Consider the following 21,241-nt stretch of genomic DNA (forward strand, 5'->3'; position numbering starts at 1 on the left):
CCGCCCCCTGAACGGGCCTTAAAGTCCCGGGCATGAGAGTTGCAGTTGTCACCGGCGCAGGCCGGGGTATCGGAGCCGGCACCGCTATCCGGCTCGCCGCGGATGGGTTCGCCGTCGCCGTTGTCGACCTGACGCAGGAGCAGGCCGCGGAAACAGTGCAGACGATCACGGACAAGGGCGGCAAGGCGATCGCCGTTGGGGCCAACGTCGCCGACGCGGAGAGCGTCAAAGCCGCCTTCGCGAAGATCGCCGACGAGCTGGGCCCGCCCGTGGTGCTCGTGAACAACGCTGGGGTTCTGCGTGACAATCTGCTGTTCAAGATGTCCGAAGAGGACTGGGACACGGTCATGTCCGTCCACCTGCGCGGGGCGTTCCTGTGCACACGTGAGGCGCAGAAGTTCATGGTCGAGCAGAAGTACGGCCGCATCGTGAACCTGTCGTCAACGTCCGCCCTTGGCAATCGGGGCCAGGCGAACTATGCCGCCGCCAAGGCCGGGATGCAGGGCTTCACCAAGACACTCGCCGTTGAACTGGGCCCCTTTGGCGTCACGGCCAACGCGGTCGCGCCCGGCTTCATCGTCACCGAGATGACCGCCGCGACGGCTGCTCGCGTGGGCGTGGACTTCGAGGCGTTCCAAGCGGCCCGTGCCGCCGAGACTCCTGTTAGGAGAGTCGGTTACCCCGACGACATCGCGCACACCATTTCGTTCCTGGTCAGTGAAGGTGCTGGATTCGTCACTGGCCAAGTTATCTATGTTTCCGGTGGTTCTCGCGGTTAAGATTTTGTTACCAACGAGTATTGTGTTCTAGCTCACCGCATGGTTACCTCTCGGTAACTTCTCCCGAAAGAGGTTGCCATGCGGAGAACTGTCCCTCTCCTGCTAGCTGCCGTATTGACCGTTGTCGGTTTGGGTGCCCCGGCCCAAGCCGCACCTACCACCGGATTCCGGTTCGTCGACATCGCCGCGTACCAAGGCGTAGTCCTCAAAGCCAATGTCATCGAACCAACGTCGGCCGGGCGTCATCCGGCCATCGTGTTCCCTTCCAGCTGGGGTCTCAACGACCTCGAATACCTTGCCCAGGCCCAAAAACTGGCCGAAGGCGGGTACACCGTGCTGTCGTACACTCCTCGTGGCTGGTGGCAGTCCGGCGGTGAGATCGACACCGCGGGCCCTAAGGACATGGCAGACGTGTCCAAAGTGCTCGACTGGCTCGTGGCCAACACGACCGCTGATGTCAACCGCATCGGCATGGCCGGTGTCTCCTACGGCGGTGGCATCAGTTTGCTCGCCACCGCACACGACACCCGGGTCAAAGCCGTCGCTTCGCTATCCGGCTGGACCGACCTCGTCGGATCTCTGTTTGGCGGCGACACGCGGCGCCTGCAATCCAGTGCGCTGCTTGGGTTCGCGGCTCAGCTCCTGGGCCGTCCGTCAGTGGAACTCAACAACATGCTCGCGGACTTCTATGCCTACGAAAACGTTGAAGGCATCAAAGCATTCGGGCGCACCCGTTCCGCCGCAACATATCTGAGCACCATCAACGCTCGCCGCCCGGCGATCCTGATGGCTAACGCCTATGGCGACTCCATTTTCCCGCCTAACCAGATCGCCGACTTCTTCTCGGCGCTCACCGGCCCGAAGCGGATGGAGCTGCACCCAGGCGACCATGCGATCCCTGAACTGACCGGCCTAGCGGGTCTGGACAACGCCGTCTGGACTTCGACTCGCCGCTGGTTCGACCGGCACCTGTCGGGCATCGCCAACGGGATCGACACCGAAAACCCGGTCGTGCTCAAGTCTTTGACAGGTGGTGCGTCCGAGTCTTTCGCGAGCTGGGCGGGTGTCCCGGCAACGACGCGGCGGCTGGGCCTTGGCTCCGTTTCTTTCTTCACGGGTACTGGAGAACTAGGCGGATCACCGTCAAGTGGCTGGACGCGGTCAGCCGAGATCAACCCGGACACGGTGGCGGCGGGTGGCCTGATCATGCTGTCGCAAGGTCTCCAAGCGCTCACGGGAATCCCGCCGACGGCATGGATTCCGGGTGTCAACCGCATCAATGCCGGTGTGTGGATCGCCTCCTCCGACAGTGGTTTGAAGGTGCGGGGAACGCCGTCTGTCCACTTGCGAGTCAAGCCGGAACGCAACGAGGGCACGCTCGTGGCCTACCTCTATGACATGGATTGGTCGGGCACGGGACGGCTGATCACCCACGCGCCACTGTCGTGGCGTGGCGGTGCCGGGTCTTACCGTGACCTGGACATCCGCCTGCCGGCGGTCAGCTATGACGTCCCGTCCGGGCACAAGCTCGTGCTCGTGGTCGATGGTCACGACGGTTTCTACCTCGACGACAACGACCTGTTCGCTACGGCGACGTTTGGCGGACCGTCCTGGGTCGACCTGCCGATCCGTTAACGAACCGCTCCACGAAATGCGCTGGCCGTCCTGCCCGAGGGCGGCCAGCGACACCTAAGCAGGATTGGTGTCAGACCTAAGGCCGACGGCCACCCATGCACATCGCGACCATAGAGCGACGCCACCTGCTCGTGGATGACCAGCCGCTCCTGCTCGCCGGCTTTCGCATGGTGCTGGAGTCACAGCCTGGCTTCACGATCGCCGGTGAGGCAGGTGATGGCGCCCAAAGTGTTTCGATGACCCGTGCGCTGAAACCCGATGTGGTTCTCATGGATGTACGCATGCCGGTGATGGACAGAATCGAGGCCACCCGTCAAATCGTCGCAAGTGGACTGTCCGCTCGCGTGCTCGTCCTGACAACGTTTGACCTTGACGAATACGTCTACGCGGCCCTGCACGCGGGAGCGAGCGGATTCCTGCTGAAGGACACGATGCCAGCTGATCTCCTCTCCGCCATCCGTTCTGTGGCCGCAGGAGACGCCGTTGTCGCACCGCAAATCACCCGGCGCCTGATCGACGCGTTCGCGCCACACTTGCCGCACGCCACAGCTGAGCCTGCTCACCTGAACACCCTGACCGACCGCGAACGGGAAGTCCTGCACGAAGTGGCACGCGGCCTATCAAACGCCGAGATCGCCGCCCGCCTCGTCCTGTCCGAAGCCACCGTGAAAACCCACGCCGGGCGGATCCTCAGCAAACTCGGCCTGCGCGACCGCGTCCAAATCGTGGTCTTCGCCTACGAGTCGGGCCTGATCTCCCGCGGAAAGCAGTAGCTACTCCAGGCGGATGTTGGTGATCGGCGTGCCGGGCGGGAGATCGCGAATCTGGTGGTGGATCTGGCCCATGATGTTGACCGTGACGGCGAAGTCGTCGGCCTGAATGTTTTCCACGGCGAACGTGCCACCGAGAACCGGCGGGGGCATGAACCCGTAAACCTGATTCTCCTCAAGGTGAAGGCCACGGGAGTCAGCGATGACGGCCAGCGCTCCCATGAGATAGCGGTCTTGACCTTGGTCGGAGGCCAGTGCTTCGAGGAGTTCCTCGTGCGTGGGCCAGAGCAGGCTGAGCGAGCCTTCGAGGGTGTCCAGATACCACCAGCCGTCCGCGGACTCCAGGAACACATCGCCAAATAGCGAGGTGAAGACCGGTTCCTTGCCGGTTAGGTCAAGGAAGGCCCACGAGTCCAGGGCCGACGCGAACTGCTCGGGCGTGAACGTCTTCGTCAGCTGCATCTGACCATCAAAGCATGACCCGGGCGACGGAACGCTCGGTCAAGGAGCCAAGCCACAGGACGTCCCCCTGCTGGCGGACCCCGGTGACCATGCAATAGCGTCCAGCCGGGCCGTGCAAAGTCCGCAGCACGTTGCCGTCGATATCGACCTGGGCGGCGAGTCCGTATTTGAGTGGCTGCGGCTGCAGGCTTTCCGGGAGCAAAGCCGCGATCCGCCGCAATGACGGATAGGGCAACAGTTTTTCCATGATGGGCAGTCGCGGGCTCGGCAGCGCGATCCAGAACGTCCCGTCCCCCACAGCCGACATGTTGTCCGGATAAGCCGGCAGATCAAGCAGTTCTGTCCGCTCACCGGTGCTCAAATCGAACCGGAGCAGACGGTGAGTGCTGTCCTCAAGGAGCAGCAGCTGATCCTCGGCTGGGCTCAGCGCGACCCCGTTGGGAAAGTAGAGGTCCATCGCGATCACTTCGGTCACACCGTCGCGATAGGACAGGAGGCGCCCATTGGGCTGATGCTCGAGAAGATCCCTTTTCCAAACCGATAGTGGGTACCGGTTAGAGCTGTCCGTGAAGTAGACGGTGCCGTCGGCGGACACAGCGGCGTTGTTACAGAATAGAATCGGCGTCCCGTCGGCGGTGCTAGTGAGGTCTTCCAGGCCACGATCGGTTAGCCGCAACAATCCCCGGTAGGCATCGCACACGATCAGGGTGCCGTCACGTGGATCGACCTCAATCCCCAGCGGGCGCCCACCGGTTTCGGCGATCAGTTCAGGCGTCCCGTTTTGCGAGCCCCAGCGCCAAATCCGCCCGTCATCACCACCAGCGACAAGCCGGCCGTCGAGGTCGACGCAAACGTCTTCAGGGCCGTGGCCTGACGGAAGGTCAAGCAGCTCAACATGATCCAGCGAAGTGTCAGTCGGCGCCCACACTCCCTCAAGCGCGGGAGGAACCGTTGCCGGAGCCTTGGCCGGGCTGATCCACCTGCGTCCCTTGGGCCTCATGCCGGCAGCTTAGTAAGCTCCGCGCGCCCTGACTACCGCTCCCACGGTCTTCCACATAATCAGCAGATCCGTCGTGAGCGACCAGTTCTCGACGTAGTAAAGGTCGAGCCGGATGCCGTCTTCCCAGGACAGGTCGCTGCGTCCACTGACCTGCCAAAGTCCGGTGATTCCGGGTTTGACGAGCAGTCGCCGCGCGACGTCACCGTCGTATTGCGCGACCTCGCTCGGCAACGGCGGACGTGGGCCGACGAGACTCATTGACCCACCGAGCACGTTGATCAGCTGCGGCAGCTCGTCGAGGGAGTAGCGGCGCAGGAACCGGCCGACTCCAGTGACGCGGGGATCCTTGCGCATCTTGAACATCAGGCCGTCGGTCTCGTTTTGTTCGGCTAGTGCCGCGAGCAATTGGTCGGCGTTGACGACCATCGTGCGGAACTTGTAGACGTCGAACTCTTCGCCGTCTTGGCCGACGCGCTTTTGTCTAAAGAAGACGGGACCGCGGCTGCTGACCTTGATGGCCAGCGCGATCGTCAGCAGCAGTGGCGAGATGAGCAGCATGCCGATGACGGCGATGAAACGGTCCGTGAGACCTTTGACGATTTTCGCCGGGCCGCTGAGATCGGGTGGCTCGACGTGAATCAGCGGCAGGCCAGCGACCGGGCGCGTCCTGATGCGCGGGCCGGCCACGTCGGTCAGTGCCGGGGCGACGACGAGGTCGATGCCGCTGCCTTCGAGCTGCCAGCCGAGCCGGCGCAGCCGCGAGGCGGTTAGCTCGGCCGAGGCCGTCACGGCGATCGTGTCCGCACTCGTCGCGGTGGCCGCTTCGACGATGGTGCGGAACGAGCCAACGACCGGGATCTCGCCCAGCCGTTGCGGTTCTGGTGTCGCCAGTGCGTGCGGGATGCAGGCGCCGACGACTTGGTAACCCGTCCAGCTCTCGCGGTCTAACTGGTGCACGAGTTCCATCACGTGCGGCACGTCGCCGACGACGAGAACGCGATGTGACCAGCCGGCTCCACGGGAGCGTGCCTTGTGCAGCGCGCGCCGGGCGACCCACCGGGCGGTCAGCAAACCGGTTGTCCCCATGACGAAAGAGAACCCGAGGAAAAGCCGGGAGATGTCGTTTTGGATGACGTAGCCACTGATCGCGATGATCCCGGCCAGCCGGAAGCTCGCCTGAAGGACCTGGCGGTATTCCTCGGCGCCGTAGCCAAGCACGCGGTCGTCGTAGCAGTGCAGGAGCTTTAGCGACAGCAGCCAGAAGAACACGAGCCCGGTCATGACCAAGACGTAGGGAACCTCGGTGCCGATGGGGCCGCCTTCTTCGGCGAACCGTGCGAAGTAGCCGCCGACGGCCGCCAGAGAGATCACGACAGCATCGATGATCACGATCGTGCGGACGTACCGGCGAAGGTGCGCTCTCGCGATCGAGACGGCACTCATCCCAGAATTTGTGGTGCCGGAAGTGATGACCGATGCTGCTGTCACCGGGACATCCTCGGACGTGGGACCGGATATGAGGACTGTTCAGACAGAAAGTAGTCACTTGAGCGCGGGTGATCCAGCGCACCAACAACGAATCGTTGGTCAACAGGCGTGAATACGCAATGAATAGCTGGCGGACGCACGTGTCAACGGTGGATGCCGTCGTCTTACGCGATCTAGCGTTAACGCATGCAGAGGCGCTTTCTCATGTGCCGGCCGACACACTTTGCCGTCACCTACAAGATCAACCCCTGGATGGACCCAACCGCACCCTACGACACCACTTTGGCCATCAGCCAGTGGGAATCGCTGGTGAGCGCATACGAGAAACTGGGGCACCAGCTCGAGTTCATCGATCCGCTGCCGGGTCTGCCAGATATGGTCTTCGCCGCCAACGGCGGCACGGTTATCGACGGCAAGATGTACACGGCTCAATTCCGCCACGCCGAGCGGGCCGATGAGGCCCCGGCTTACCGGGACTGGGCCGAGCGGGCCGGTTTTGAAGTGCACGAAGCCAAGCAGGTCAACGAAGGCGAAGGCGACATCCTCGTCGTCGGCGACGTCGTGCTCGCCGGCACGGGCTTCCGCACTTCTCACGCGGCGCACCTGGAAGCACAGGAACTCTTTGGCCGCCCGGTCATCTCTTTGCAGCTGGTTGACCCCCGCTTCTACCACCTCGACACGGCCATCGCCGTCCTGAGTGGATCGCGCGGGGAGACCCCAGCCAACATCGCCTACCTGCCGGAGGCGTTCTCGCCCGGTTCGCAGGCCGTGCTGCGCCAGCTGTTCCCCAACGCCGTCATCGCGAACATCGCCGACGCCGAGGTGCTGGGACTCAACGCCGTTTCCGACGGCCACAACGTCGTGCTGGCGGTGCAGGCCACGAACCTCATCGAGCAGCTGACCAAGGCCGGCTACAACCCAGTACCCGTGGATGTTTCTGAACTTCGGCTTGCTGGCGGCGGACCGAAGTGCTGCACCCTCGAATTGAGGAGCTGAGAAACGTGAACCTCACCCCAGGCGCCGTCGCCGATGCCGAACGCTGGACCGCGCACAACTACCACCCATTGCCGGTAGTGATCACCGAGGCTGAAGGCGCCTGGGTCACGGACATCGACGGTAAGCGCTACCTCGATTGCCTCGCCGGTTATTCCGCCCTCAATTTCGGGCACCGGCACCCGCAGCTGATCGCCGCCGCACACGCCCAGCTCGACCGGCTCACGCTGACCAGCCGTGCGTTCATCCACGACCAGTTCGCGGAGTTCTGCCATCGCCTCGCCCAGCTGACCGGGCAAGACCTGGTGCTGCCGATGAACACCGGGGCTGAAGCTGTGGAGACCGCCATCAAGGTGGCCCGCAAATGGGGGTACCGGGTAAAGGGCGTCCCCGCTGGAAAAGCGAAGATCATCGTGATGTCGGACAACTTCCACGGCCGCACCACGACGATCGTGAGCTTCTCCACGGACCCCGAGGCCCGTGACGACTACGGCCCTTACACACCAGGCTTTGAGATCGTTGCCTATGGCGACATTCTCGCGCTGGAAGAAGCGATCGACGACAACACCGTGGCCGTTCTCCTTGAGCCGATTCAGGGTGAGGCCGGCGTCATCGTTCCGCCGAGTGGTTACCTGGCAGCGGTTCGGCAGGTCTGCACGGATAACAACATCCTGTTCCTGGCGGACGAGATCCAAAGTGGACTCGGCCGCACGGGCAAGACTTTCGCCGTGGATCACGAAGGCGTTCAGCCCGACATGCACATCATGGGCAAGGCGCTCGGTGGCGGCATCGTTCCGGTGTCGGCTGTCGCCGCCTCGCACGAGGTGCTCGGCGTGCTGACGCCCGGCTCGCACGGCTCGACGTTTGGTGGCAACCCGCTCGCGTGCGCGGTCGGTATAGAGGTCGTCAAGTTGCTGGAGAAAGGCGAATATCAGCAACGTTCCGCCGAGCTAGGACAACGCCTGCTTGGCGAGCTGGAGCACCTCGACGGCCTGACAGCCGTGCGCGGCAAGGGTTTGTGGGCCGGCATCGACATAGACCCGAAGCTCATGTCGGGCCGCACGGCTTCGCTGGCCTTGCTGGAGCGTGGCGTTCTGGCCAAAGACACGCACGGTTCCACGATCCGGCTAGCGCCGCCGATCGTGATTTCGGAAGCCGAAATCGACTTCGCCGTGGATGCCCTGAAGACAGTGCTTAAGTCGGCCTGAAAATCATCGTGGGGGCTTCGGCCACCACCGATGAGACGTCCAGTGAACGGGTGCTCGACAGCGCCCCGAGGCGTCCGAACTCAACCCCTGGGAACAGTTCGACGATATCGGAGGCGCCGAGCACCCGGTGGGCTCCCTTGCTCAGGGCAAGCTCACCGTCGGCCGCACCGCCAAGCCGCACCGTCGTCCCGTTCATGCTCAGGTCGGTGACCTGAATCCCTTGCTGGGTAAGGGAAACAGACACATGTGAGCGGCTCACCTTCGCGAGCGCCTCTTCGCCCAGCCAGTGTCCTAACACGACACCCTGGCCGTTTTCCGGTGCGCGGCCAACGACCACGGGCTGTGCCGCGGTCACCACGAACCGGATGCGGATCACTCCGTCCACCCGCACCGCGAGCACCTGCTGCGGCGGCCGCGGACCGCCGTCTTGCAATGGTGCGTCATGGCGCGGACAGCTCGGCTGGGCCATGCGCAACCGGGGCACAGGGAGCCCGGCGCTACGCCGCATCGGGCCGAAGAGGCCGCACTCGGGATCGGGGCACTTCCACCAGCGCGACATCATCCGTGCGCCGACTTGATTGGGGCCGTGCGGGATCGAGGCGCGCGGGTTCAGGACCGCACCACCCGCGCCGGGCAGTGGCGCCCAGGTCGCCGGCATGGCACGGGAAATGACGGGAAGCCCGGTGAGGTCGGAGATCTCGGCGACGCGCTGCGCCGCCCCCGGCACCACTTCCACCAGACCGTCATCGCCCCAGCGGCGCATGACCATGCGCTCGTTTGAGGTCAAATCCTGATTGGACAGCAAGGATTTATCGACCACGCAGTAGGCGTAGACCTGTTCCTCACCCACCTGCCGGGCCAGAGCGTCGATCACGAGCCCCAGCCTCAGGAGGTTGGCTGGGCGTCCTTGACCGCCGTCCAGATCGGCGCAGTACATCATCTCGGCGACATCGATAACACCCGCACCCAGGGCAGGGTCGGTACCAAGACGGCGCTCTATCGCATCCAGAACCTGACTGACCTCAAACCGCATGAGCCCGAGACTACCCAATCTGCGCGCGAGTAGCGCCGCCATGCAGCGCGAGGCCGCTCGCCGAGGTCATCACGTCATCCGGGATACGGCGCTACGCAGCCTAGACAGATCTCTCAGGCGCCTTTCGTAGGTGATTGCCATGCCCACGAGCAGCAGCCCGAACACCGCGAGCGGGATCCACGCGTCCATAAACTGCCAGACAAGCGCGATCTCGTGCGCGGCCAGTATCAGCAGGGTTATCCCACCGAGCACGAACGGGGCCTGTTTGCGCCAGATTGCCCCGCCCACGACTACGATCAGGGCACCTGTCCCGAGCAGCAGACGGCGTTCCCAGGCGCCACTCTCGATCAGCACCGCGCCCAGGCTCGGCAGCAGGGCCGCGGCCAAGGCCGGACCGTAGGCGACCCAGCTCGTCAGGCCACCCTTGCGGGCCGCCGCGAAGATCCCAGCGCCGACGGCAAGCACCGCGACCGGCAGGGTGTAGGCCTCAAGCGTTTCCACCTGCTGTGCCCGCATGAGCACGATCCACGCGATCGCTTCGACGGCGGCGGCGATGGTGGCCCGCGCGACCGGCTGATGCGCCAATCCCGTCAGTCCAATCAGGACACCCCATATCGCCAGGACACCGGCGGCGTGATGCGGAGCGCCTACGCACAGCGAGAGCGCGACCAAGGCCGCCGAATGGGCTGACGCCTCAAGCGCCGTGCGCGAATCGCGTGCGAACAGGTAGCCAAGGCCAAGCAGGATCGCCGCGACAGCGAGCACCAGATAGGCGGTCACTTCCGGCTCCAGGTCCGCCGCCTGCCCAATGCTGAGCGCCAGCAACACCTTGGCGACCGCTCCAGCGATCCAGCCCGGGATGCCAATCCGCACCCCGACGAAAGCCATGACGACCGAGATCAGGGCCAGCGCCGTGATCGTGGTCCACTGCTTGGGCAAAGACCCGGCTAGGCCTGACAACGTGAGCACGACACCCAGAACGGCAACCGTGGCCTTGCCTTGCCGCATGGTGGCCACCACGATCCCGGCGAGGCCACCCAGGAGCGAGACCGCGGGAATGACCGGCCAGGGCACACCGCTGAAGGCAAGCCACGCCAGCGCCGGAAGGATCGCCGCCACGGCGGTGAGCTTCACCGAGCGCGTGTTAACCGCGATCGGCACGAGCAGCAGCGTCAAGGCGACCGTTGACCACAGGCCCACCTCTGGCGTGGCCCCGCGTCCTTCCCAGATCCGCGTCACTTGGGCAAAGGGCTCAAGAATCAGCGCGTACCAGACGGGCTTGGCCCACATCAGCGAGATCAATCCAGGCAGCAGTGGAGTCCACTTGACCCACGACCACGAGTACCTGAGCCCGGCCAGGGTCATCGCCACCGCGCTGAGCGCCGCGTAGAGCGCCGGTGACTCGTTGCCGGGAAGGTCCGGCCACAGCAGATAGAGCGCCGTGACCAGCCCGGCCACCACGTGGTAGCCACGGAACTGCCGTCCCGATCCGAGCAGGGGCACGATCAGCACGAGCACAGCCATCGTGCGCCAAGACGAGACCAGGTCCCCGCCGAAGACAGCGACCAGGGTGAACCCGAGCAACGGGATGACCAGATCCGTGACCCCGGCGGCGACGCCGGCCAGTTCGTGCCGTCCATCGATGGTGACCGCCGGGCGCAGCAGTCCCTTAGGCGCGACCGCCGACACGAATAGTCCGAGCACGGCGACGGCACCGAACACGGCCGCACCGAGCGCTGGCGTCGCCTGCCCGGCCAGAATCGCGTGCCAGACAAGGATCGCGGCCGTCGCCGATTTCGCGATGAGGCCTAGTCGCCCGGGCACGAGAAGTGCCCAAACGAGCAGTCCCGTGGCGGCGACGAGGTCCACAGTGGACGGTGCCCAGATCGCCACCGGCGGGGCACCGGGCAAAGCGAACGCCAGGGCGGCGATGCCAAGGATGACAAGGACTTTGCGCGTACGGCCGGCGGGAAGCAGGGCGGAGGCGGCCAGTGCCAAGGCCAGCGCGACCGGCATCTCCCAGTGATAGGGGCCCTCAAGGAGTTCCATGTCCCCCGCGTGCCACCACGGCACGGCCGCTGCGGCCGTTAGCGCGCCACGTGTGAGCGCCCAGCCGAACGAAACCACGCCGGGAAGGCAAAGGGCGACAATGGATCCCCAAGTCGCACCGGCTAGCCAGGGGTTTTGCAGGTAGCGCGAGAAGCCGAAAATCACCAGGACCGCGGCGAGCGCGGCAGCCGCCGCGGCTAGGACGATGCCCTCGTTGGTGAGCTGATCCACCATGGGCCGCAGGACGGCCGCGATGCTGGCCAGCACGATGCCTGCGCCAGCAAGCCCGCGGTGGGCCGCTTGACCGCTGACCGCGGCTCCCGCTGCCAGCGCCAGGGCGACCACGACAATCGCGGCCGAGGCCTCAAGGCTGTCGTGCAGCAAGAGGCCAGCCGCGCCGAAGGCGAAAGCGGTCAGGAACATGATGCCGTGCATGACCCATGCGATGGCTTGCTGAGCGGTGTTTCCCGCCGACCGCCAAATGACGAGCACGTTGCCTGCCGCCACCGCGGCGAAAACCATGGCCCAGCCGGGGCTCTGCAGTCCCGCGTTGCCAAAGTAGAGCGGCAGCACCGGCTGCGCGGTGACGAGAGCGAGATAGAGCGGCCCGCTGAGCTTGAACGCGGTGCCGTAGAAATACCCGGCGACCGTGGTCACAGCCGCGACCGTGCCCGCGTAGAGGCTGCCATCCATGCGTTGCACGTCAAGGAAGTTCACGTACCAGGCCGCGTAACCGTCCAAGACGATGAGCAGCATGCCAAGCGAGGCAAAGGTTTCCGCCGTCGCCCGGAGCCTGCGCTTGAGCACGAGCGGCGGAACCGACAGCGTGATGAGGGTGACGATGCTCAGGATCGCGGCCCGCGCGACGAGGCCATAGTTGGCCCAGGCGACCGCGGTGAAAACGATGGCGGCCGTGCCCAGGAGCAGGCCGCCGAGAATGAACAGCAAGTTTTGGACGGTCCTGGGGGCGGCTTCAGCGCGCACCGCAACGGTGGTCTGCTCCGGCGCCGGGCTCCACTTGGGCGCCGCCACCACCGGTGCGGTCATCGCCGCGAGGTTGACGGTCTGCTGCTCGGCCTGCACGGACTGCTTCTCCGCCGCGACCGCGTTACGCACCAGGGTCGCGTGATTTTCCCGCTGCCGGTGCATCTCGGTCAGCCGCGCTGACAAAGCCTCGTATTCGAGCTTGGCGGCCTGCACCTTGGCACTCAGCTCGAGGATCTGCTGGTCCAGCGTGATGACAGCGGCGGCGTGTGGATCCGGTGCGCGGCCACAGCCGGGGCAGGGCTGCTCCAGCGTGGTCAGGGTGAAGCACACCGGGCACGGGTAGGCGGACTCGTCCATGCCGCACAGCATGCCGCCTTTGATCGCCTCGCACTATCGGGCACCGTACTCAATCTGGTCCCCCCGGCATACTCAATCGCGTATGTTCAGGCCATGATCGTTGGAGGCCTGGTCTCCGTGCTCACAGGGCTGATCATGCTGATCTGGCCAGAAAAATCGCTGCTTGTCGTCGCTGCCCTGTTTGGGGTGTGGCTTCTGGTCATGGGCATTCTCAGCATTCTCCGCGCCTTCACGGCCAAGGAACTGTCAACATTCCGCCGCGTCTTCGTCGGGATCGCCGGTCTGCTCTACCTCATCATCGCGGCGGTCTGCCTACGCAACCTCTTCACGTCGCTAACGCTCCTCGCCGCCGTCATCGGTCTCGTTTGGACGGTTGGCGGCGCGGCCGAGTTGGCGAGCGGCTTTCCCCGGGTCCTTCCCGTCATCACGGGACTGCTCTCCATGGCGGCCGGCATAGCGGTGTTCCTGTGGCCCAAGCCATCCTTGCTCACGATCGCCGTCGTGGCCGGGATCGCGCTCGTCGTCATTGGACTCATCCAGGTCATCTACACCCTGGTCATCCGCCGCCGCGCCACCCACGTCGAAATGCCCGCCGCCTGAGGCTGGCGGGCGCCTAGGGTGCGGCCACCAACCATGAATGGCGGCCGCGCACTGGCGTTTGCGTCAGCCCAGGTCATACCACTTGTTTTGGCCGCATTTGCTCTGCACCCATTGAGGCACAAATATGCAGCGCGCTCGGCCTGTATGGGTGCAGAGCAAATGCGGCGCGAAAGCAGTTGCACGCTGGGGTTTGAGACGCGCTGGGCGCTGTATAAAACACGGATGCGGGCAGCCGGTTCTTGGACGCGCGGACCTTGAGGGCCTCGCGGGAGGAACGGCCGTTACCACGGCGGACATCGGAAATCGGGTTAAGGCTCTTGCCCTGACAGATAGTCCCGAGACGCGGCGTAGGCCGTGGAGACGCGATGGCGCACGCCGGCGGTGTCGCGGTAGGCCCACGGGCTTTCGTCGCCTTCTCCTCCGCCGGGCAGCAGATGGACCGTGACACCCGGTGGCGCGGAAGCGACTTCGTCGGCGAAGCGAGCCCGGCGCGCGAGTTCTAACGCGACGGCCGCCGCTTCCCACGGCCGTTCCGGTGGCGTGAGCGGACGGTCGGCCCGGCCGACCTGAAGCACGTAAACCGTTGTGGCGCCTAGGTCTACGGCCCGGCTCACAGGCGAGGGCCGAACGATCGAGCCATCGATGAAGTGTTCGCCATCAACGGTGGCGGGCGGAAGCATGCCGGGAACGGCGGCGGCGGCCATGATGGCGGGCAGGACAGGGCCTTCGGTGAACCAGTGTTCGGCGGCCCGCTCAATGCTCGCGGCCACCAGGTGCGTCGGAACCTTGAGGTTGTCGAACATGAGGTCTGGCCCCAGGTGCCGTTCGAGCATGCGCCGCAACGGTGCTGGGTTGTGCAGATGGGTTCGGGTGGCGAAGCGGCGCATCTGCCTGGGCACGGAGTCGCCGTAAACCTCATTGAGCTCTGGGCTGGCCCACAACCGGATCAAGTCGTCAATTACCGCGGGCGTCGGATCGAGGGCGACCATTGCCGCGTTGATGGCGCCGATCGAGGTCCCCACGAGAATGTCTGGCGTGATCCCGGCCCGGAAAAGGGCACGCAGCATGCCAACCTCGACGGCTCCGAGCACTCCCCCGCCGCCGAGCACGAACCCAACCGGCCCTGCCCCCACACCATCACAATAAAGGAGCCGCCGGCGTTGCCTGGTGGTTCAACGCCGGCGGCTCTGTTTCTCACCCGCCGTGCGACCTGCTGTCAGCACGGCGGGCGGTGTTCACGGGCGGCTCAGACCAGGAGCCAGAGTGCTGGTGTGGTAGCGGGTTCCCAGCCCACCAGCGAGGTGTGGTTCTGCCGGCAGGAGTAGTTCTTGCCCAGGTAACTGACCCGGGTGCCGACGGTGTAGGCGGTGCCCGGTGCCCACGCCGGATATTGGCCAGTGGCCGTAGGCGTTGGCGTCGGGCTGGAGGTGGGACTCGCCGTCGGAGAAGTGGTCGGCGAGGTCGTGGGTGACGTGGTCGGCGAGGTCGTGGGCGAAGTCGTTGGGCCACAAGGACCGTCATCGCGCCACGGCTTGCCGTCCCCGACGTTGAGGTCGGGCCGGTTGTTCTGGTTCCACCACTTCGCCGTGTAGTGCCGGCCGTTGTAGGAAACCTGCTGGTTCGTGTAGATCGTCGAGGAGTTCCAGGCCGGGGCGGTGCAGCCGGGCGGCGGCGAACTCGTGGGCGAACCGGTGGGGCTGCTCGTGGGGGAAGCGGTCGGCGACCCGGTCGGCGACCCCGTTGGTGTCACACCACCGCGGCCATAGTTGACCGCGAGATTGTAGGTCGTGCCACCAAACGTCAGCGTGTAGTTCGTCGGACCGGAAATCGGCAGCTGGTAGTTGAGCGTGAACTCAGCGAAGGAACCAGGAGCGATCGACAGGTACGACGGGATGGTCACCTTGGCATGATGGAAATCGCCTTTAAGGCCACCGATGTTGTTGCCCGTGTGTCCAGGCGTCACGGCCATGCTCCAGCCGGACTGCTGGCTCATGTTGCCCGGCGCCGACGTCCCGTAGTCGAAGTCGAGCACGGATCCACCGGGGATCGTGACGGTGGAGTTGTTGACGACCCGCAGTTCCGGGTTGATCGGGTAGTTGGAGTCACCGAGGGCGAATCCGCCGATCTGCACGTCGACGTTCAAAGTGGACGCTGGCATCGGTGTGTTCGACTTCGAGGCGCCATACGGTCCCGCTGCCGTGAGCTTGCTGTGCAACAGGTTCGTGAGCGTGTTGCCCATCCGGTATTCGCCAGCCGCGCTGTTGTAGGCGTAGTCGCCGGCGAGTTCCCAGATCATGATGCCGCCGAGGCCCTTGCTCGCCACGTAGTCAGCCTTGGCACCGAGGGACTGCTCGTCCTCAGTGGACAGGAAGACCTTCTTCGTGTTGTTCCACAGCCAAGGGGCGACTAGTGCGCTGGAGTAGTGCCGGGTGTAGGTGCCCGTCAGGTCGTCGGCCGGGTCGGTGCCCGGAGTGAGCCCGTAGGCGGCACGGTAGGACCCGGCGATTCCGTTCTCCAGGTTCTTCGCGTGCCACATCGGGTTCGACCCGGCCGGCTCCTCCACACCCGCGGTGTTCAGGTCGTGCCAAAGATTGTCGATGCCGATCGCGCCATCACCGCAGGGCGACTGTGTGCCCGGCGGGCAGTTGGCCGTCTTCGCCGCGGTGCCCCACAGGCCGTTGGTGCCACCGGTGACGTTGCGGTGGCCGCGGGTGTAGTACGGGACGCCGATGTTGATGCGTCCACTTTGGACAGCGCCACGGAAGTAGTGGTAGGCCCAGTCGGTGTTCAGGTAACCGATGCCCTGGTAGGCACCGTAAACACCGCCGGCGGTCAGTTCGTTGTCGTCACCGTTGTCATACAGAGCCGCGTTCGGGCCAACGAACTTGTTCCAGGCACCGTGCAAGTCGTACGACATGATGTTGATGTAGTCCAGGTACTGCGTGGTCTGGTAAGCCTCCATGCCGCGCAGCAGCCAGCCACTCGCCGGTGCGGCGACGGTCAGCATGTAGTACTTGCCGTCGGCGGCGGCGGCCGCGTCGAGCTTCTCACGCAGGGTCTTCATCAGCACGGAGTATGACGCGTTGAGCCCTGCCCGCTTGGCATTGGCCTGAGCGAAGTCGAGCGGGTTACCGGCGTCGTTATTGGACGTCGGGTACTCGTAGTCGATGTCGACGCCGTTGAAACCGTAGGTACGGATGAAGTTGACCACCGAGTCGGCGAAGGTGTTGATACCAGCCGTGTTCACGGTGTTGCTGGACGTCGTGGTCATCCGGTAGAAACCGCCGGAATCCACGCGCGTGCCGGCGTCGTTGAAGAAGCCGCCGGTCTCGGCCCATCCACCGACGCTGATGAGGGTCTTAACGTTTGGGTTGGCCTTCTTGTACTTGTTCAGCAAGTTGAAGTGACCGGTGTAGGAGTAAGCCGGATCCATCTCGGCACCCACGACTCCCGGCCAAGTCATGTTCGTGGCGGGGTTGTTGGTGGCGGTGGGTGTGCCGACCGAGATCTGGTTCGACGCGTTCACGTGAGCGAAGGCGTAGTTGATATGGGTCACCTTGTCCCACGGGATGTTGCTGGCCAGATAGGACGGACGGCCGTCCTTGCCGTGCCGCCACGACGTGAAGTAGCCGATGACGCGGCGCGGGTGACCCGCTCCCATCGTCTCGCGCCCGGCGGAGTCATATGCGGTGCAATAGGGCGTCGCCACTCCGGGGGTGCGATAAAGCCCGTCGGGACGACATGTCTCATGGTCTACAGCGGACGCGGCGGAGGCCGACATGACCACCGCTACGGCGGTTGCCGCCAGCCCGGTCACCACTGCGGTGACAAGGTTTATTAAGGGTTTGCGCTGCATGGCCACACGCTCCTGCGCGATTACCTAATAGGAAAGTTTGCTAAAAGTTAATCCTGTGACGGCGGCCACGCAAGAGGTGTACTCAGATGTTTAAGGCTCCGTTAGGCCTTCATGACGCCAGATCGTGAATGACGAGGTTGCTGAATGTCACGTCGTAGGGCAGGTTGCCTGGGTTGACCGGCACGGAGATCCCGAGACGCACCGAGCCCTTGTCAAACGACGAATCCAGCACGGACATCATTTCCTGTCCGTTGTGGAAGATGGCGATCTGGCTGCCGCGAAGCACAATCTTGACCTTGAACTTGGTCTTCATCGGTATCGGGCTGGCCAAGTCTTTCGTTCGCACGACGGGTTGCTGATTGTCCTGGTGCAGATAAAGGGCATAGCGGTTGTGGCAGACCTCAAGCAGATAGCCACGCAGGTTGGAGAACCTGGTCCAGATGGCGGCGCAGGCTTCCGGCTTATGCAGCGACACATCGACTTCAGCGCTCATGTCCCGCAACTCATCCATGGCACCCGGGCAGCGATAAGTGCCGGGACGCTCGATGTGTGCGGTCATGCCGTTCTTGACCGTGCATTTGCCAAGCGGCATCTCGTCTTTGGACTTCCAGGACGCCGTGTCAGAGGCCAGGGAGACCTCGATGAACGCGGGTTTCGCCGTCTGCACAGGCGTGGCGGTGGGAGAAACCGCCGGGGTGACTGATGGCGAAGGTGTCGCCGTTGGCATCGGAGTCGGAGTGTCCAAGACCGACGGTGTGGAAACCGGGCTCAGCCCAAAGTCAAACGGGGGGCGGATCGCTCCGCTGAGGAAGCCGCCAACGGCAGCGGCCAGCAAGACGGTGGCGGCGGTCAGCAACGGGATCGCCACCTTGCGGCGCTTGCGCGGAGCGTGTGTCACCACTTCTGCCACGGCGACCCCGGGAGCCAGCCGCGTGGTGTCGGTGGAGACGGGAGCCACGGTCACGACGGCCTGCTTGCTGGCGGCTTCGATCCGGGCACTCGTGCCAACGAGCTCGTCAAGCAGCTCGCGCGCGGTCGGCCGGTCGGCCGGGTTCTTCGCTAGCGCCCGCTCAACCAAGTCACGGATCAGCCCGGTGAGCCCGCTGAGATCGGGCGGCTGCGTCAGGATGCGGGCCGCGGTCTCGATGCCATTGCCCCCGGAGAACGGGGTGCGCCCGGTGCCCGCGAAGCAAACGACGGCACCCCAGGAGAAGACGTCGGCCGCCGACGTCAGCGGCAGGTTCAGCCCCGGGTCGAGCCTTTCCGGTGCCATATAAGGGATCGTGCCGATCAGCTGGTTGGAGCCAGTGTCGGTCAGCGCCGTGCCTTCGGGCGCCCTGGCGATGCCAAAGTCGATGACCTTCGGCCCGGCAAGGGACAGCAACACGTTGGCGGGCTTAAGGTCACGGTGGATCACTCCGGCACCGTGAATGCCGGTGAGTGCCGTCGCCACGCCGATCGCCAGACCGTGCAGGTTGGCCGGGCTAAGCGATCCTTGCTCCTGAACGACCCGGTTGAGCGACGGCCCTTTGACGAACTCGACGACAAGGTAAGGCGGGTCGAAATCTGAGTCGGCGTCAAGCACCTCAGCCGTGCAGTAGGCGGGCACCTGCTTAGCCCGGGCCACTTCGCTGCGAAAGCGCCGCCGAAAGTCGGGGTCGCTGGCGAGATCGTGACGGATCATCTTGAGTGCCACGAGCGGGCCGTCAGGCTTCTGGGCCAGGTAGACGCTGCCCATGCCGCCCTCGCCGAGCCTTCTGAGCAACGCATACGGCCCGAGCTCGGCCGGGTCGGATTGCCGCAGGGGCCGTCCAACCGAGGCAGCAACGCCAGTCATTTGATTCGTATCCCCGAGCGCAAGAAAGGTAACCAACCGGGGACAGCATGCCATTGCGGCGCCTTTATTGCAGCCCTGCGTTCAGCTCAAAACAGCCAAGGGCAGCGTGATCCGGAATGTCGCACCCCCGCCTTCGGTTGGGACACACACCACGGAACCGCCATGGGCCGCAACAAGACCGGACACAATGGATAGGCCCAGGCCAGAGCCGGTCGCCGGGGACCTTTCGTGATCCCGGGCGCGTGCCGGATCGACGCGATAGAACCGCTCGAACACCCGCTGAGCGTGTTCCGGCGCGATGCCGGGTCCTCGATCTGCCACTTCCAGAAGCGCCTTGCCCTTGTCCACCCCAACCCGGACGGTCACGGGCGTTCCGGGCGGCGTGTGCGAGAGCGCGTTGGTGACCAGGTTGGTGACGATCTGCCGCAGCCGGTCCTCATCGCCGATCACGACAGGAGGGTCATCGCCAACGAGTTCCAAATCGACCGGGTGCCCTTCAATCGCATCAGCAGCAATGGGTACCAAGTCAACCTGATCCTGGCGCAACGGCCGCTCTTCGTCGAGGCGGGCGAGCAGCAAGAGGTCTTCGACGAGCACGCCCATGCGGGTCGCCTCGGACTCGATGCGGGCGATGAGCGCCGACACTTCAGCCGGGTCGGTGACCGCTCCCTGGCGGTAAAGCTCCGCTAGCCCGCGGATGCCGGCCACGGGCGTGCGCAGTTCGTGTGAGGCGTCGGAAACGAACCGCCTTAGCCGCGCGACGTTTCCTTCGATCTCGTCGAGCATGCTGTTCAACGTGCCCGACAAGCGGCCCATCTCCGTCGCGGGCGCGGCGAGCGCTGGTACCCGCCGGGAAAGGTCTTTGCCCGCGACGATTTCCTCGGCCGTTTGCTCCACTTCGGTCAGTGGGCGCAAACCAACGCGCACGACGGCGACGCCGAGCAGGGCTGAAAGGCCAAGCACCGTCAGCATGACGACCAATTCGATCCCCACGAAGCGGGCCATCGTCCGTGCGGTTCCGGACATGTCGTAGGCGATAACCAAGATCCCGCTGCCGTTGTCGAGATCCGTAATGATCACGCGATATCCGGGGTGGTGCCGCTCACCGTCCACATAGAACGGTTTATCCCGCTGGGTGGGCAGTTCCGGGAGGATCAGCTTCTGGTCGGGCGCCGCGAACTCCCATTTGATGGTGCCGTCGGCATTTCGCACCTGCACGACGTAGGCGTCGAGCAGGTCCCGTTCGCGGTCAGACAACACCGGAGCGTCCACATTGGACGCATCAAATGCCTGCAGTCGCTCCTGTGCGTAGATCAGCTGCTCGTCAACGCGCGCGGTGAGGTACTTACCGAGCAGGTGCCCGCTGGCGATTCCGGCGCACGAGAATCCCGCCGCGACCAGGGTCAGCACCCCGGCGAGCAGCCGTGACCGCAGCGACCAGCGCTTGGGCCGCTTCACTGCCGTGGCAGCCTTAGCGAGTAGCCGAAGCCGCGCAAGGTGTGGATCAGTTGCGGCTCAACGATGTCGACCTTGCGGCGAAGCATCGAAATATAGGACTCAACGATGCGAGCGTCGCCACCGAAGTCGTAGCGCCATACGTGATCGAGGATCTGCGCCTTGCTGACGACCCGTTCTGAGTTCACGAGCAGATAGTGCAGCAGTTTGTACTCGGTGGGCGACAGCTTGATCAGCTTGCCATCCCGGGTCACGTCGTGCGTTTCCTCGTCCATTTCGAGGTCGGCGAAGCGCAGCACCGGTTTGTCGGCGGGGGCCGCGTAGGTGCGGCGCAGCACGGCCTTGATCCGGGCGACGACCTCTTCGAGACTGAACGGCTTGGTGACGTAGTCGTCCCCGCCGACGGTCAGTCCAGTGATCTTGTCTTGCACCCCGTCACGGGCCGTGAGGAAGAGCACAGGGATGTGCCTTCCGTCGGCACGCAACCGCCGCACGACTTCGAATCCATCGACGTCAGGCAACATCACGTCAAGCACGAGCAACTCCGGCTTGAAGGCGGCGGCGACCTTGAGGGCTTCCGCCCCGGACGCGGCCGTCCGCACGTCGAAGCCCACGAAACGCAGGCTGGCTGACAAAAGCGACACGATGGTCGGTTCGTCGTCTACCACAAGCAGTCGCTGCACGTGGCCAAGTGTGCCCTCAGGGTGAGCGCCACTCCAAGATCTTGTGGGT

General features: G+C 64.7%; 16 protein-coding genes. 6 read left to right on the forward strand and 10 right to left on the reverse strand.

The window, feature by feature from the left end; translation table 11 throughout:
- Positions 1-32: 32 nt before the first annotated feature.
- The 3 genes from fabG (at position 33) to A3E1_RS0132530 (ending at position 3,187) form a co-directional block, all read left to right on the forward strand.
- Positions 33-779, forward strand: coding sequence for a 3-oxoacyl-ACP reductase FabG (gene fabG / locus A3E1_RS0132520; protein WP_020525008.1), 747 nt, complete (start codon positions 33-35; stop codon positions 777-779).
- Between the two features lie 78 nt (positions 780-857).
- Positions 858-2,414 carry a S15 peptidase family protein gene (locus A3E1_RS0132525; RefSeq protein ID WP_026209050.1) on the forward strand — a complete coding sequence of 519 codons (1,557 nt, stop codon included), beginning with the start codon at positions 858-860 and terminating at the stop codon, positions 2,412-2,414.
- A 95-nt stretch (positions 2,415-2,509) separates the two neighbouring features.
- On the forward strand, positions 2,510-3,187 hold the full coding sequence (locus tag A3E1_RS0132530) for a response regulator (RefSeq protein ID WP_020525010.1): 678 nt from the start codon (positions 2,510-2,512) through the stop codon (positions 3,185-3,187).
- Here A3E1_RS0132530 and A3E1_RS45335 read toward each other — a convergent pair whose 3' ends face one another.
- From A3E1_RS45335 to A3E1_RS0132545, 3 genes are read right to left on the reverse strand one after another with little or no spacing between them, the layout of a single operon-like run.
- Positions 3,188-3,646 carry a T6SS immunity protein Tdi1 domain-containing protein gene (locus tag A3E1_RS45335; protein ID WP_020525011.1) on the reverse strand — a complete coding sequence of 153 codons (459 nt, stop codon included), beginning with the start codon at positions 3,644-3,646 and terminating at the stop codon, positions 3,188-3,190.
- 7 nt (positions 3,647-3,653) lie between these two features.
- On the reverse strand, positions 3,654-4,646 hold the full coding sequence (locus tag A3E1_RS0132540) for an SMP-30/gluconolactonase/LRE family protein (protein ID WP_026209051.1): 993 nt from the start codon (positions 4,644-4,646) through the stop codon (positions 3,654-3,656).
- A 9-nt stretch (positions 4,647-4,655) separates the two neighbouring features.
- Positions 4,656-6,089 (reverse strand): sugar transferase, encoded by a 1,434-nt coding sequence (locus tag A3E1_RS0132545; RefSeq protein WP_020525013.1) that lies wholly within the window; start codon positions 6,087-6,089, stop codon positions 4,656-4,658.
- A gap of 231 nt (positions 6,090-6,320) precedes the next feature.
- Here A3E1_RS0132545 and ddaH point away from each other — a divergent pair, with 231 nt between their 5' ends.
- Complete coding sequence (ddaH, locus tag A3E1_RS0132550; protein WP_040392523.1) at positions 6,321-7,130, forward strand: dimethylargininase; 810 nt, start codon at positions 6,321-6,323, stop codon at positions 7,128-7,130.
- A 5-nt stretch (positions 7,131-7,135) separates the two neighbouring features.
- Complete coding sequence (gene rocD, locus A3E1_RS0132555) at positions 7,136-8,335, forward strand: ornithine--oxo-acid transaminase (protein WP_020525015.1); 1,200 nt, start codon at positions 7,136-7,138, stop codon at positions 8,333-8,335.
- On the opposite strand, the gene A3E1_RS0132560 is transcribed toward rocD, so the two are convergent.
- Positions 8,322-9,368 (reverse strand): FHA domain-containing protein, encoded by a 1,047-nt coding sequence (locus A3E1_RS0132560; protein WP_020525016.1) that lies wholly within the window; start codon positions 9,366-9,368, stop codon positions 8,322-8,324. The two genes, rocD and A3E1_RS0132560, sit on opposite strands and share 14 nt — an antisense overlap.
- 69 nt (positions 9,369-9,437) lie before the next feature.
- A complete protein-coding gene (locus A3E1_RS0132565) occupies positions 9,438-12,761 on the reverse strand; it encodes an SCO7613 C-terminal domain-containing membrane protein (protein ID WP_157631882.1) in 3,324 nt (1,107 codons plus the stop codon).
- Between the two features lie 93 nt (positions 12,762-12,854).
- Here A3E1_RS0132565 and A3E1_RS0132570 point away from each other — a divergent pair, with 93 nt between their 5' ends.
- Positions 12,855-13,361 carry an HdeD family acid-resistance protein gene (locus A3E1_RS0132570; RefSeq protein WP_020525018.1) on the forward strand — a complete coding sequence of 169 codons (507 nt, stop codon included), beginning with the start codon at positions 12,855-12,857 and terminating at the stop codon, positions 13,359-13,361.
- Between the two features lie 308 nt (positions 13,362-13,669).
- On the opposite strand, the gene A3E1_RS0132575 is transcribed toward A3E1_RS0132570, so the two are convergent.
- From A3E1_RS0132575 to A3E1_RS0132595, 5 genes are all read right to left on the reverse strand, one after another.
- Positions 13,670-14,494, reverse strand: a complete 825-nt coding sequence (locus A3E1_RS0132575) for a patatin-like phospholipase family protein (protein ID WP_026209054.1) — start codon at positions 14,492-14,494, stop codon at positions 13,670-13,672.
- A 113-nt stretch (positions 14,495-14,607) separates the two neighbouring features.
- Positions 14,608-17,217, reverse strand: coding sequence for a glycosyl hydrolase family 18 protein (locus A3E1_RS0132580; RefSeq protein WP_026209055.1), 2,610 nt, complete (start codon positions 17,215-17,217; stop codon positions 14,608-14,610).
- Positions 17,218-17,326: 109 nt separating this feature from the next.
- Positions 17,327-19,054 (reverse strand): serine/threonine protein kinase, encoded by a 1,728-nt coding sequence (locus tag A3E1_RS0132585; RefSeq protein ID WP_020525021.1) that lies wholly within the window; start codon positions 19,052-19,054, stop codon positions 17,327-17,329.
- 81 nt (positions 19,055-19,135) lie between these two features.
- Complete coding sequence (locus tag A3E1_RS0132590) at positions 19,136-20,512, reverse strand: sensor histidine kinase (RefSeq protein WP_020525022.1); 1,377 nt, start codon at positions 20,510-20,512, stop codon at positions 19,136-19,138.
- Positions 20,509-21,192 carry a response regulator transcription factor gene (locus A3E1_RS0132595; RefSeq protein WP_020525023.1) on the reverse strand — a complete coding sequence of 228 codons (684 nt, stop codon included), beginning with the start codon at positions 21,190-21,192 and terminating at the stop codon, positions 20,509-20,511. Before A3E1_RS0132595 ends, A3E1_RS0132590 begins: the two co-directional genes overlap by 4 nt.
- Positions 21,193-21,241 lie beyond the last annotated feature (49 nt).

This window comes from Catelliglobosispora koreensis DSM 44566 (genome assembly GCF_000379685.1).
GTDB classification, from domain to species: domain Bacteria; phylum Actinomycetota; class Actinomycetes; order Mycobacteriales; family Micromonosporaceae; genus Catelliglobosispora; species Catelliglobosispora koreensis.